This is a genomic window from Aquamicrobium ahrensii, assembly GCF_040545755.1.
GTDB classification, from domain to species: domain Bacteria; phylum Pseudomonadota; class Alphaproteobacteria; order Rhizobiales; family Rhizobiaceae; genus Mesorhizobium; species Mesorhizobium ahrensii.
Window position 1 is genome coordinate 23,530 of the sequence record NZ_JBEPMN010000018.1, and the last position, 13,329, is coordinate 36,858.

The following is a 13,329-nucleotide window of genomic DNA, read 5'->3' on the forward strand; positions in this document are numbered from 1 at the left end:
CGGACATAGACGACTTCACGCTGATTCATCAGTATGACCCGGAACTGGCGCCCCGCACTTCATTCTGATGCTCAACCAGATGTAAAGCGGTTGCACGATGATCAATGCTGACCTGCGGCTGTCCGATCTTTTCGGCGTGGTGCCGGTGATTATGAAAATCTGTTGTGCTCAATTCGGCAAGGCACCAGTCCACAATGCTTTCGGCGTCTGCCGTTAATCCGGTTGCCATGCCGCCTGCGAATTCGAGGAAGGCCGGCAGGTTCAGCCCGTTGACGCCGACCAGAACCGGAAGACCGCGTTCAAGCGCATCGGCGATCGCACCTGTCAGCCCCTTGCCCTCGGCTTCCTGCTTGCCGAACTTGTTGACCACCAGAAGTTCCGCCTTGTCCAGCGAACCTGCGACCCAAAGCACCGCCTGCTCCAGCACGCCGGCATCCAGCCGGCATCCGCGCGCAAGCGCGCCACGGTCGACGCTGATACGCACTGTCGGTCCGTCAGGCAGCAAGCGCAGGTCCATGTCGCATCGGGCACGGTCGTCGCGATGAATATTGGTCTGCACGGTTCCCGCCAGGGCCAGGCCGTGCGCTTCGAGCCGTGCGACAACGTCGGCAAGCAGGAGATCAATCAGCCCGCGGCCTTGCAAGGTGACATATCCAAGCTTCATCGCGATCTCCTTTTTGCTTTTTTCGTCCATGTGCCGGCAGGCGCGTCATCCATCCGGAAACGGCAGGAATTCCAGCATGTCGCCGCGCGCGACCCGGTCAGTCTCCGCAGGGATCAGCAGCAGGCCATCCGCCTGCGCCAGCAGCGCCATCCGGTGCGAAATCTCCGATGTGACAATGTCTACGCTTCGGGTTCCGTGACCGTCATGGCTGCCCAGCCGGGCCGGCAGGAATTCGCAACGTCCCGGTCGCCTGATCCTCTCGAAGCCGGCGCGCACGAGGATGCGGGAGGGGCTCGCTTCGGCGATTCCGGCCAAAGCCTGCGCGATACGCGTCCCGATCACATGCCAGGTAACGAAGGCCGAGACCGGATTGCCGGGCAGGCCGAGATAGAGCGCGGCGCCGATTCGCCCCATGATGAGAGGCTTGCCGGGCTTCATCGCCACCTTCAACACATGGATTTCGCCGCCGGCGGCGCGCAGCACCGCAGGCATGTGGTCCTCGTCACCCACGGAGACCCCGCCGGTGGTCACCACCATATCGGCCAGCCGCGACGCCTGTTCCAGCGTCTGCTGCAACAGGTCGGGCCGGTCCGGCACGCTGCCCATGTCGATGGCCTCGATCCAGGGCAGGGCGAGCGCGCCCGCCAAATGATAGCGGTTGGCGTTCCAGATCTGCCCGGCCGCCAGCACGACGCCGGGTGAGCGCAGTTCGGAGCCGGTGCTGAAATAGGCGATCCTGACCCGGCGTCTGACGACCACATCGCCGCAGCCGGCCGAGGCGAGCAGCGCCGCCGCACGCGGTCCGATGCGCCGCCCGGCCGGCAGCAATTCGGAGCCGCAAGTCAGGTCCTCTCCGGCGCACCTTATGTTTTCGCCGGGTTCGGGACGCCTGCTTATCTCGATCGTCTCCCCTTCCTGGCGCGTCAGTTCCTGGGCGACCACCGCGTCGCAGCCTGGCGGGATGGCTGCGCCGGTAAAGATGCGCAGCGTCGCACCGGCTGAAACCGGTATATCGCCCGCATCACCGGCCGCTACGCGCCCCGCCAGCCGCAGTCGCCATGGTCCGTCACCTGAAAAGTCCGCAAGCCGGACCGCGTAGCCATCCATGGCCGAATTGTCGAACAGCGGAAGCGAGACGTCGGCCCGGACAGCCTCGGCAAGCACAAGGCCATGCGCCCCGTCGAGCGGCAGGCGCTCCGTCTCCGCCACGGGCATGGCGAGCGCCAGCGCGCGGCGAAGAGCGCCATCGACGGACAGCAATGCGCCCGGCTCCGGCTCGGCCTCGCAGCCGCAATAGAAAGGTTCGCTCAAGGCAGGGGAGGGGCTCATGCCGGTTGTCTCTCCTCCGTCCATGGTGTTTCGACAAGGTCGATGCCCGTCACTTCGGCCCGCGCCGCCAGTTCCCCAACATAGGCGCGGCTGGCGCGAACCCATTCGGCCTTTTCCTGCGCTTCGCGCAAATGCGGCAGCACGGCCGAAAAAGGCAGCACCTCCCCGCGCACTCTTGCATCCAGCCGGATCAGATGGAGGCCGTAGCGGGTTTCCACCGGCGCGTCGGAAATGGCGCCTTCCTTAATCGTGACGAGGGCCGCCTCGAATTCCGGCACCGTATCGCCCGAGGCAAGCTGGCCGAGCACGCCGCCATTGGCTCGGGACGGGCAGGCGCTGTATTCGGCCGCAAGCGTCGCAAAGCGGCGCGGATCGCGTTTCAGGTCGGCAAGCACGGCCTCGGCCCGCTGGCGCGCCGCGGCGCGCGCGACCGCATCGTCGGGAGCGGCGCTGAACAGGATATGCGCCGCCTCGAACAGGGAAGGCCCGCGAAACCGGTCCGGCGCGGCGTTATAGGCCGCGCGCAAGGCTGCTTCATCGATCGCGGCCGGTGCAAGGGCGCTTTCGAGCAGCTGTCGGATCAACGCCTCCTCGTCGATCTCCCATTTTCCTTCTTCCAGTTCGATCGGTTCCGGCACGATGCGGCGCATCCTTGCCTCCTGCAACAGAACCTCGCGCAGGGCCAGCGCTCGCGCCGCCGCCTGCCAGGCCCAGCCGGGCTTGCCGCGCGGCACGGGATGGTTCTGGGCTTCGGCCGCGATCGCCTCGGCTGCGATGGTGACGCCGTTGACGGTGACGGGAACCGGGCGATCGGTGCGATCGAGGACCCTCATTCGCCCGGCTCCATGCGTGGCTCGGTATGTTGCCGGGGCAGCGGCGCAAGCCCGGTGCGCGCCGGCTTTGCCCCGCGCCGCGAACGCACGATCTGGTAGCCCGGTCGCCATAGATAGCGGACGGGGGCTGAGAACATGTGCACCAGCCGGGTGAATGGAAGCAGCAGGAAGATGGTCAGCCCAAGGAAGATATGCGCCTTGAACAGCCAGTGCACGTCGGCGATATGATCGCTCGCGCCGGCGCGCAGATAGATGACGCCCTGCGCCCAGTTCATCAGCTTGACCATTTCCTCGCCGTCGTGGTGGTTCAGCGAGACGATGATCGACGCCAACCCCAGTAGCAATTGCGCCATCAAAAGCACCATGATCCCGGTATCCGCCATTGTGGAGTTGGCGCGAATGCGCGGATCGAACAGACGCCGGTGCAAAAGCAGGACCCCGCCCACCAGCGCCATGATGCCGGCGACGCCGCCAAGCCCGATGGCCAGTAATTGCTTCGCCTCATGGCTGACGCCAAGGGCGTCAAAAATCCAGATCGGGGTCAGCAGGCCGACGAGATGCCCGGCGAAGATCGCCAATATGCCGACATGAAACAGCACCGAGCCGGCGATGAACTGCCGCTTGCGCAGGAGCTGGCTCGATTTGGACTTCCATGTGAAGGGATCGCGCTCGTAGCGGACGATGCTGACCGCGACCATCACCGTGATGGCGATGTAGGGATAGACGCCGAAGATCAAATAATTCATGTCAGCCTCCCGTTCAGCGCGCCGTTGGCGCTGGCGCGGATTCCATGCGGGTGAGAATGTCCCGGCTGACCGGGCAGCCGGCGTTGGGATCCGGGCCGAAGGTGACCTGCGCCTCCTCCCAGACCGCATCGAGGGCGGCCAGATCCTCCGGATTGTCATCCTGCTGCGACAGAAGCGCCTGCGCTTCTTCGGTCGTGGAATCGGCTGCGGAAAGCGCCACCAGCGCTTCAAGCACGGCGGCATAGTCGCTCTCGCGCCGCGCCAGCCGCTCGGCAAGGGCGACAAGGATATGGCCCGCATCGGCGAGAATTTCGCGCGCCTCGGCCAGCGAACGAGTGGACAGAAATTCCAGAAGCACCGGCAGATGGTCGGGCAACTCCGTGCCGGCGAGATCGAAGCCGCCGGCACGGTATGTTTCGAGCAGATCGACCATGGCGCCGCCCCGGTCGCGGCTTTCGCCATGGATGTGCTCGAACAGATTGAGCGACAGCGTGCGTGATCGGTCGAACAGGAGCACGTAGCGTTCCTGCAAGTCGTAGAGGTCGCCAGTCGCCAGCGAGACGAGCAGCGGTTCCAGCGCGGCGATCCCGTCCGGCGGCACGACGCCTTCGGCCAAGACCGCGCGGATGGCCGGAACCGCTTCCTGAAGGTCCTGGCCCGGATAGGTCAGCAGCGCCGACAAGGCCTTGAAGGTCTTCATGCGATGAACTCCTGCGGGCTGCGGAATTTCTTGCCACCGAACAGCGATTGCCCGGAATGGCCCGATGAGCAGCCATTGCCATCGGTGAAGCCGCAACCGCTCCTGAGGTCGTAGGCGTCCTCGACCAGTTCGCGATGGGTGGTCGGGATAACGAAGCGGTCCTCGTAATTGGCGATGGCCAGAAGCTGGTACATCGCGTCGATCTGCAACGGGGTCAGGCCGACACGCTTGGCCACACCCAGATTGACGACGCCATCGACCGTTTTGGAGCGCATATAGGAACGCATGGCCAGCATCCGCTCCAGCGCCGAAACGATGGGCGCTTCGTCGCCGGCCGTCAGCATGTTGGCGAGATAGCGCACCGGAATGCGCAAGGAGCGCACGTCGGGCATGTCGTCCTGCGCGGCGATCCGGCCGGCTTCCGCCGCATTCTGGATCGGCGACAGCGGCGGCACGTACCAGACCATCGGCAATGTGCGGTATTCGGGATGCAGCGGGAAGGCGATCTTCCATTCCATCGCCATCTTCCAGATCGGCGAGTTCCGCGCGCCGACGATCCAGTCTTCGGGAATGCCAGCGGCGCGCGCCTCGGCGATCACCTCCGGGTCGTTGGGGTCGAGGAAGACGCCAAGCTGGGCGTCATAAAGGTCCTTCTCGTTTTCCGTGGCTGCAGCTTCGGCGATCCTGTCGGCGTCGTAGAGCATGACGCCCAGATAGCGGATGCGCCCGACGCAGGTTTCCGAACAGACCGTCGGCTGGCCGCTTTCCAGACGCGGATAGCACAGCGTGCATTTTTCCGATTTTCCGGTTGACCAGTTGTAATAGATCTTCTTGTACGGGCAGCCCGAAACGCACATGCGCCAGCCGCGGCATTTTTCCTGATCGATCAGCACGACGCCGTCATCCTCGCGCTTGTAGATCGCGCCCGAGGGGCAGGCCGCCACGCAGGTCGGATTGAGACAGTGCTCGCACAGTCGCGGCAGATACATCATGAAGGTGTTTTCGTACTGGCCGTAAATCTCCTTCTGGATGCCCTCGAAATTATAATCCTTCGAACGCTTTTCGAACTCGCCGCCGAGGATTTCCTCCCAGTTCGGGCCCCATTCGATCTTTTCCATGCGCTCGCCCGAAATCTTCGAGCGCGGGCGGGCGGTCGGAAATGCCTTCATCTCAGGCGCGGATTTCAGGTGGTCATAGTCGTAGTCGAACGGCTCGTAGAAATCGTCGATCTCGGGCAGGTCGGGATTGGCGAAGATATTCGCCAGGATGCGCCATTTGCCGCCTTGCCTGGGTTGCAGCGCCCCCTTCCTCGTCCGCGTCCAGCCGCCGTTCCAGCGCTTCTGGTTTTCCCAGTCCTTGGGATAGCCGATGCCGGGTTTGGTCTCGACATTGTTGAACCAGGCGTATTCGACGCCCTCGCGGCTGGTCCACACATTCTTGCAGGTGACGGAGCAAGTGTGACAACCGATGCATTTGTCGAGGTTCAGCACCATTCCGATTTGAGCGCGTATCTTCATTCCGCTGCCTCCGTAGCCTGGGTTGCGGGCTGGTCCATCCAGTCGACCTTGGACAGTTTGCGCAGGATCACGAACTCGTCGCGATTGGAGCCGACCGTGCCGTAATAGTTGAAGCCATAAGCAAGCTGGGCGTAGCCGCCGATCATATGAGTGGGCTTCAGCACGATGCGGGTGACGGAGTTATGAATGCCGCCGCGCTTGCCCGTGACCTGGCTGCCGGGGGTGTTTATGATTTTCTCCTGCGCGTGATACATGAACATCGAGCCTTCCTTCATCCGCTGGCTGACCACCGCGCGCGCGGTGATGGCGCCGTTGATGTTGAAGACCTCGACCCAGTCATTGTCGACCAGCCCCGCTGTTTGGGCGTCGGTTTCCGAAATCCACACCACCGGGCCGCCCCGGTTGAGCGTCAGCATCAGCAGATTGTCGGTATAGGTGGAGTGGATGCCCCATTTCTGGTGGGGGGTGAGGAAGTTGAGCACCACATGCGGCTCGCCCGCCGCCAGCGGCCGCCTCGCAGCCTCGCCCACCGTCTTCAGGTCCACCGGCGGCCGCCAGGTGACGAAGCCCTCGCCGAAGGCCCGCATCCATTCATGGTCCTGATAGAGCTGCTGGCGGCCGGTGACGGTGCGCCAGGGGATCAGCTCGTGCACATTGGTCCAGCCGGCATTGTAGCAGACCTCCTCGCTTTCGATGCCCGACCAGGTGGGCGAGGAGATGATCTTGCGCGGCTGGGCGGCGATGTCGCGGAAGCGGATCTTTTCGTCTTGCTTGACCTCGGCCAGATGACGGTGGCTCCTGCCGGTCGCCTTGCCGAGCGCATCCCACGCCTTGACCGCCACCTCGCCATTGGTTTCAGGCGCCAGCATCAGGATCATCTCGGCGGCGTCGATGGCCGTGTCGAGGCGCGCCATGCCCTTGGTCGCACCTTCTTCTGTGACGGCGCCGTTCAGCGCCTTGAGGTGGTGGATTTCCGCTTCGGTATTCCAGCCAATGCCCTTGCCGCCATTGCCGATCTTTTCCATCAGCGGCCCGATAGCGGTGAAGCGTCTGTAGAGATTGGGATAATCGCGTTCGACGGCGATATAGGCGGGCGCCGTCCGGCCGGGGATCAGCTCGCATTCGCCCCGCTTCCAGTCGCGCACCACGCCCTGCGCCAGTTCGCCGGGGCTGTCGTGTTGCAAGGGCAATTGCACCACGTCATCCTCCACCCCGAGGATTTCCGGGGCCACTTCGGAGAATTTCCTTGCGATCGCCTTGAAGATTTCCCAGTCCGTCTTCGACTCGTAGGCCGGGTCCACCGCCGCCTGTAGCGGGTGGATAAACGGATGCATGTCGGACGTGTTCATGTCGTCCTTTTCATACCAGCTCGCCGTTGGCAGCACGATGTCGGCATAGACCGCCGTGGTCGACATGCGGAAATCGATGGTGACCAGCAGATCGAGCTTTCCTTCCGGCGCTTTCTCGCGCCAAACCGCCTCGACCGGCTTCATGCGGCCTTCCGCGCCCAGATCCTTGCCCTGTACGCCATGATCGGTTCCGAGCAGATATTTCAGGAAATATTCATGCCCCTTGCCCGACGAGCCGAGCAGGTTGGAGCGCCAGACGAACAGGTTGCGCGGCCAGTTCTCCGGCGCGTCCGGGTCTTCGCACGACATTTGCAACTCGCCCGATTTGAGGCGCTCCGCCACATAGTCCTGGACCCCGACGCCGGCCTCCTTCGCCGAACGGGCGACATCGAGCGGATTTGTTTTCAGTTGCGGGGCCGAAGGCAGCCAGCCCATGCGCTCGGCGCGGATATTGTAGTCGATCAGGCTGAGCTTGCGCCAGTCTCCGGCCGGCGCGGTCGGCGACAGGATTTCGGCGGCGCTCACCGTTTCGTAGCGCCACTGGTCGGTATGAGCGTAGAAAGCGCTGGTGGAATTCATGTGGCGCGGCGGGCGCGCCCAGTCGAGCGCGAAGGCCAGCGGCGTCCAGCCGGTCTGCGGCCGCAGCTTTTCCTGCCCGACATAATGCGACCAGCCGCCGCCGGACTGGCCCACGCAACCGCACATCACCAGCATGTTGATGACCGCCCGGTAGTTCATGTCCATGTTGAACCAGTGGTTCATCCCCGCGCCGATGATGACCATGGAACGGCCTTCGGTCCTTTCCGCGTTGGCGGCGAATTCGCGCGCGACCTGGATGATCTTGTCGCGGCGCACGCCGGTGATGCGCTCGGCCCAGGCGGGGGTGAACGGCACGTCGGCGTCGTAGTCGGCGGCGACATGCTCGCCGCCCAGACCGCGGTCGAGGCTATAATTGGCGCATAGAAGATCGAACACCGTCGCGACCAGAACCTCCTCGCCATTGGCGAGCTTCAGCCGTCGCACGGGCACCTTGCGGGTCAGCACTCCGCCACGGTCGTCCACTTCGAAGCCGTTGGTGGCGGCCCCGCCGAAATAGGGAAAATCGACGCCCGCCACCTCGTCGTGATCCTCTTCGAGGATCAGGCTCATCTTCAGGCGCACATCGCGTTCGCCGGCCTTCTGTTCAAGGTTCCAGCGCCCGGTTTCCGTGTCCTTGCCGCCCGAGGTTCCGGTCTCGGCCACCCCCGCTTGCCTGACCGGCGTCACGGAACCCTCGGCGGTCCATCGATAGCCGATCGAGCCGTTCGGCGCGACCAGATCATCGCTGATCTCGTCGATGGCGACGGTCTTCCACTCCGGATTGCTGCGCTGCCCCAGCGCATCGGGCAGATCGGCAGCGCGCAATTGCCGGCCGGGAACCAGCCGCTCGCCCTGGCGGTCGAGGCGCACCAGCATCGGCATGTCGGAATATTTGCGGCAGTAATCCTCGAAATAGGGCACCTGCCGGTCGAGATGAAACTCGCGCAGGATGACGTGGCCGAAGGCCATGCCGAGGGCCGCGTCGGTGCCCTGCTTGGCGTTCAGCCAGATGTCGCCGAATTTGGCGGCCTCGGAATAGTCGGGGCAGATGACCGCGCTCTTGGTGCCCTTGTAACGCACCTCCGTGTAGAAATGCGCGTCGGGCGTGCGGGTCTGCGGCACGTTGGAGCCCCAGATCAGCAGATAGCCGGCATTGTACCAGTCGGCGGATTCAGGAACGTCGGTCTGCTCGCCCCAGGTCTGGGGGCTGGCCGGCGGCAGGTCGCAATACCAGTCGTAGAACGACATGCAGGTGCCGCCGAGCAATGAGAGGTAGCGCGTTCCGGCCGCGTAGGAGACCATCGACATGGCCGGGATCGGCGAGAAGCCGAACACCCGGTCGGGACCGTATTTCTTCGTCGTATAGGCGTTGGCGGCGGCGACGATCTCGGTCGCCTCGTCCCAGCTTGCCCGCACGAACCCGCCCTTGCCGCGAATGCGGGTATAGCTTTCGCGGGCCGCCGCATCGTTCTGGATCGCCGACCAGGCCTCGATCGGGCTCATGGTCTTGCGCTTCTCGCGCCACAGGCGCATCAGCCGGCCGCGAATGAGCGGCGTCTTCACCCGGTTGGCGCTGTAGAGATACCAGCTATAGGAGGCCCCGCGCGCGCAGCCGCGCGGCTCATGATTAGGCAGGTCGGGACGCGTGCGCGGATAGTCGGTCTGCTGCGTCTCCCAGGTGACGATGCCGGACTTGACGTAGATCTTCCAGGAACAGGAGCCGGTGCAGTTCACGCCATGGGTCGAGCGCACGATCTTGTCATGCTGCCAGCGACGGCGATAGGCGTCTTCCCAGTCGCGGTTCTCGATCGTCGTCTGGCCATGGCCGTCGGCGAAGGTGTCCTTGCGCAGCGATGTCAGGAAATTCAGTCGATCCAGCAGATGGCTCATCTCTGTCTCCTCAATTGATTCCGGCCGGAAGGGCGCCGGGCATGGCCCGGCCGCGCTCGATGTCGTGCAGCAGACCGCCGCGACGGGTATAGACGGTCCAGGTGACCGCCAGGCACAGGACGTAGAAGGCAAGGAAGGCCCACAGGGCCGCCAGCGGCGCGCCCGTCAGGTCGATGGAAGTGCCGTAGGCCTTGGGTATGAAGAACCCGCCATAGCCGCCGATGGCGCTGGTGAAGGCGACGATGGCCGCAGCCTCCCGCTCGGACTGGCGGCGCTGTTCGTCCACGCTTCGTTCGGGATAAAGCCGCGCGATCTCCTTGCGCATGATCACCGGGATCATCTGGAAGGTGGAGGAATTGCCGATGCCGGTGAAGAAGAACAGAGCCATGAAGCCAGCGAAGAACAGCGCGAAAGATGCGTATTGGAGGCCCCAGATCACGACCAGGACCGAGACGATCATGCCGACGAACACCCAGAAAGTGACGCGCCCACCGCCGATCCGGTCGGCGAGCCGGCCGCTGCCGGCGCGGCTGAGCGCGCCGATCAATGGACCCAGGAACACGAATTGCAGTGCGTTCACGTCCGGGAAGGCGAGGCCCGACAGCAACGGGAAGCCCGCCGAATAGCCGATGAAGGAGCCGAAGGTGCCGACATAAAGAAGGCACATCACCCAGTTCTGGGTGCGGGTGAAGATGACCGCCTGCTCCCGGAAACTGGCTCGCGCATCGGCCAGGTCGTTCATGCCGATCCATGCGGCCGCCGTCGAGGCCAGAATGAAGGGCACCCAGATAAAGCCGGCGTTCTGCATCCAGATGCGGCCGCCATCGGGCATTTCCTGCGGCGCGCCGCCGAAAACGCCGAACACTCCGGCGGTGATGACCAGCGGCACGAGGAACTGCATGAGCGAGACGCCGAGATTGCCCAGTCCCGCATTCAATCCCATCGCGTGGCCCTTTTCGGCGCGGGGAAAGAAGAAGCTGATATTGGCCATGGAGGAGGCGAAGTTGCCGCCGCCAAAGCCGCATAGCAGCGCCAGCACCACAAAGATCAGATAGGGCGTGGAGGGGTCCTGCACGGCATAGCCGATGCCCAAGGCAGGGATCAGCAATGACGCCGTGGACAGCGTGGTCCACAGCCGGCCACCGAAGATCGGCACCATGAAGCTGTAGAAGATGCGCAAGGTGGCGCCCGACAGCGCCGGCAGCGCCGCCAGCCAGAAGAGCTGGTCCTGGGTGAAGTCAAAACCGATGGATGGCAGTTGAGCGACCACCACCGACCACACCATCCACACCGCGAAGGCGAACAGCAGCGCCGGGACCGAGATCCACAGATTGCGCCTTGCGATGCGCTTCCCCTTTTCCGCCCAGAATTGCGGATCTTCCGGCCGCCAGTCGTCGATCACATGTGGCATGACCGTGCGGTCGGGATCGTGGACTTCCGCCAGTTCGGGGAAGTTGGGCAGCCGGTCGAGCGCTGCGCCATGCGCCTGCCGCTCCATGGCCCGGATCGAGAAATGCATCCAGCCGAGCGACACAGCGACGATCAGAAGCAGCAGCACGAAGGCCGAGGTCCAGATGCCGGTCACGTCGAGCAGCGCGCCGAAGACGATGGGCAGGATGAAGCCGCCCAGCCCGCCGATCATGCCGACAAGGCCGCCGACCGAGCCGACATGGTTGGGATAATAGATCGGGATATGCCGGAAGACCGCCGCCTTGCCGAGGCTCATGAAGAAGCCCAGCCCGAACAGGGTGGCCACGAAAGGCCATAGCTGCATCTCTGTCGAAAAGGCGATCGGGCCGTGTCTGCCGCGGATCACGTAGTCCGTCGGCGGATAGGACAGCATGAACAGGAACAACAGCGAAAAGCCGAGCGTCCAGTACATGACGGAGCGGGCGCCGAAACGGTCGGACAGCACCCCGCCATAGGCGCGAAAGATGCTGGCGGAAAGACTGAAAATGGCGGCCGCTAAGCCGGCCGTGCGCACGTCCACGCCATAGACCTGCACCAGATAATAAGGCAGCCACAGCGCCAAAGCGACAAAGCCGCCGAACACGAAGAAGTAATAAAGCGAGAAGCGCCAGACCTGAAGCTTCTTCAACGGCGCGAACTGCTCGGCAAGGCTCGGCGCGGCGACCCCTTGCGCGCGCCGGGCGGTAAAGTCCGGATCGTCCTTGGCCAAAAGGTAGAAGAGAACCCCCATGCCGGCGATAACCGCCGCCCATATCTCGGCGACCCCTTGCCACCCCCAGGCGACCAGCGCGAACGGCGCAAGGAACGTGGTCACCGCCGCGCCGACATTTCCCATGCCGAATACGCCCAGCGCGGTTCCTTGCCGCGCCTGCGGATACCATTTGGTGACATAGGCGACGCCGATGATGAAGGAGCCGCCGGCAAGGCCGACGCCAAGCGCGGCCAGAAGGAAGGTGAAATAGCTGTCGGCGAAGGTCATCGCGAAGGTCGCAAGCCCGGTCAGGATCATCTGCGCTGAAAACACCAGCCGCCCGCCATAGCGTTCGGTCCAGACGCCAAGGATCAGCCTGACTATCGAGCCGGTCAGCACCGGGGTCGCGATCAGAACGCCGTATTCGAACTCGGAAAGCCCCAGATCATCCTTGATCGACAGACCGATGATAGAAAAGATCGTCCAGACGGCGAAGCATAAGGTGAAGGCGATGGTGCTGAGCCAAAGCGCACGTTGCTGGTCGTGACGGCTGCTGGTCATGTGGCCTGCCATAGCTTGGCTCCCGGTCATATTCCGGTGGCTGGATGTCAGTTCATGCCAAGCAAACATTCAGGAAGAGAGCCGGTCGTTGACCTGGATCAACCGCAATCAAGTTCGGGTTGCGGTCGGTTATTCATTCACCAAATCTGCTGTTTTCCGCACTTTTCGGGCATGCGAGGCGGTTGAAACGGCTATAAGGAACGACAAGCATCTGCTAGGGAATTGATAAATATCAATTGAGTTGACGCAGGAGAGCCGCTCCATGCAGGACGATGAGAAGCCGGAACTCCGCCGTCTCCCCCTGTTTCGCGAGATGACGACGCCGACATTCGATAGCTTGATGCAGATCGCTTGCTCGCAGAGCTTTCCGCAGCAAGTGGAGCTGATAAGGCAAGGTGAGTATGCCGATTTCCTCCATATCGTGATCGAGGGCTCGGTCGAGTTGCATGCAAGCTGGAACGGGCGAGACACGGTTATGGGCGTTATCCATCCGGTCTCCACCTTCATTCTGGCGGCCTGCGTGTGCGACGCGCCTTACCTGATGTCGGCGCGTACGCTCGAATGCGCAAAGATCGTCATGATTCCGGTTGCCGATGTGCGTGTGGCCCTGCGGCGCGACCCTGACTTCGCCATGGCGGCCATGCGCGAGCTGGCCAATGGCTATCGGGGTTTCGTGCGGCAGACCAGGAATCTGAAGCTGCGAAATTCCATCGAGCGGCTTGCCGCCTATATCCTGTACCGCTCCCGGCACGCAGGCGATTCCGACAGCATCGTCCTGCCCGTGGAAAAACGCCATCTGGCTTCATATCTGGGGATGACGCCGGAAAATCTCTCCCGCTCGATCAAATCCTTGCAGGCCGATTGCCTGACGGTTCAAGGCATGCGTTTCACCATAACCGACCGAACTCGCCTGATGGAGATAGCGTCGCCGGATAGTTTGATGGATGAGCCGGTTGAAAGTCCCGCAAAGTCTGCGTTCTCCCGACTGGCCGGGTAGGGG

General features: G+C 63.5%; 9 protein-coding genes. 1 reads left to right on the forward strand and 8 read right to left on the reverse strand.

The genetic code is table 11. The features are described from left to right. Positions 1–28 precede the first annotated feature (28 nt). Genes ABID44_RS16855 through ABID44_RS16890 form a run of 8 tightly spaced genes read right to left on the reverse strand, consistent with a single transcriptional unit; the run spans position 29 to position 12,329 of the window. Positions 29–664: a DUF2478 domain-containing protein gene (locus tag ABID44_RS16855; RefSeq protein WP_354152867.1), complete on the reverse strand. Its 636-nt coding sequence runs from the start codon at positions 662–664 to the stop codon at positions 29–31. Between the two features lie 45 nt (positions 665–709). After that, the gene (locus ABID44_RS16860) at positions 710–1,993 is read right to left on the reverse strand and encodes a molybdopterin molybdotransferase MoeA (protein ID WP_354152868.1); all 1,284 of its coding nucleotides are present in this window, start codon (positions 1,991–1,993) and stop codon (positions 710–712) included. Continuing rightward, on the reverse strand, positions 1,990–2,826 hold the full coding sequence (locus ABID44_RS16865; protein ID WP_354152869.1) for a peptidylprolyl isomerase: 837 nt from the start codon (positions 2,824–2,826) through the stop codon (positions 1,990–1,992). Before ABID44_RS16865 ends, ABID44_RS16860 begins: the two co-directional genes overlap by 4 nt. Further along, entirely contained in the window at positions 2,823–3,572 is a 750-nt protein-coding gene (gene narI, locus ABID44_RS16870; RefSeq protein WP_354152870.1) for a respiratory nitrate reductase subunit gamma, read from the reverse strand. Before narI ends, ABID44_RS16865 begins: the two co-directional genes overlap by 4 nt. A gap of 13 nt (positions 3,573–3,585) precedes the next feature. Further along, complete coding sequence (gene narJ, locus ABID44_RS16875) at positions 3,586–4,272, reverse strand: nitrate reductase molybdenum cofactor assembly chaperone (protein ID WP_354152871.1); 687 nt, start codon at positions 4,270–4,272, stop codon at positions 3,586–3,588. Further along, on the reverse strand, positions 4,269–5,789 hold the full coding sequence (narH, locus tag ABID44_RS16880; protein ID WP_354152872.1) for a nitrate reductase subunit beta: 1,521 nt from the start codon (positions 5,787–5,789) through the stop codon (positions 4,269–4,271). Before narH ends, narJ begins: the two co-directional genes overlap by 4 nt. After that, positions 5,786–9,607 (reverse strand): nitrate reductase subunit alpha, encoded by a 3,822-nt coding sequence (locus ABID44_RS16885; RefSeq protein WP_354152873.1) that lies wholly within the window; start codon positions 9,605–9,607, stop codon positions 5,786–5,788. The genes narH and ABID44_RS16885 overlap by 4 nt, the downstream gene beginning before the upstream one ends. A 10-nt stretch (positions 9,608–9,617) precedes the next feature. Continuing rightward, positions 9,618–12,329, reverse strand: coding sequence for a nitrate/nitrite transporter (locus ABID44_RS16890; RefSeq protein ID WP_354152874.1), 2,712 nt, complete (start codon positions 12,327–12,329; stop codon positions 9,618–9,620). Positions 12,330–12,591: 262 nt separating this feature from the next. Between ABID44_RS16890 and ABID44_RS16895 the strand changes: the two genes are divergently transcribed. Then, positions 12,592–13,326: a helix-turn-helix domain-containing protein gene (locus ABID44_RS16895; protein WP_354152875.1), complete on the forward strand. Its 735-nt coding sequence runs from the start codon at positions 12,592–12,594 to the stop codon at positions 13,324–13,326. Positions 13,327–13,329: the final 3 nt, after the last annotated feature.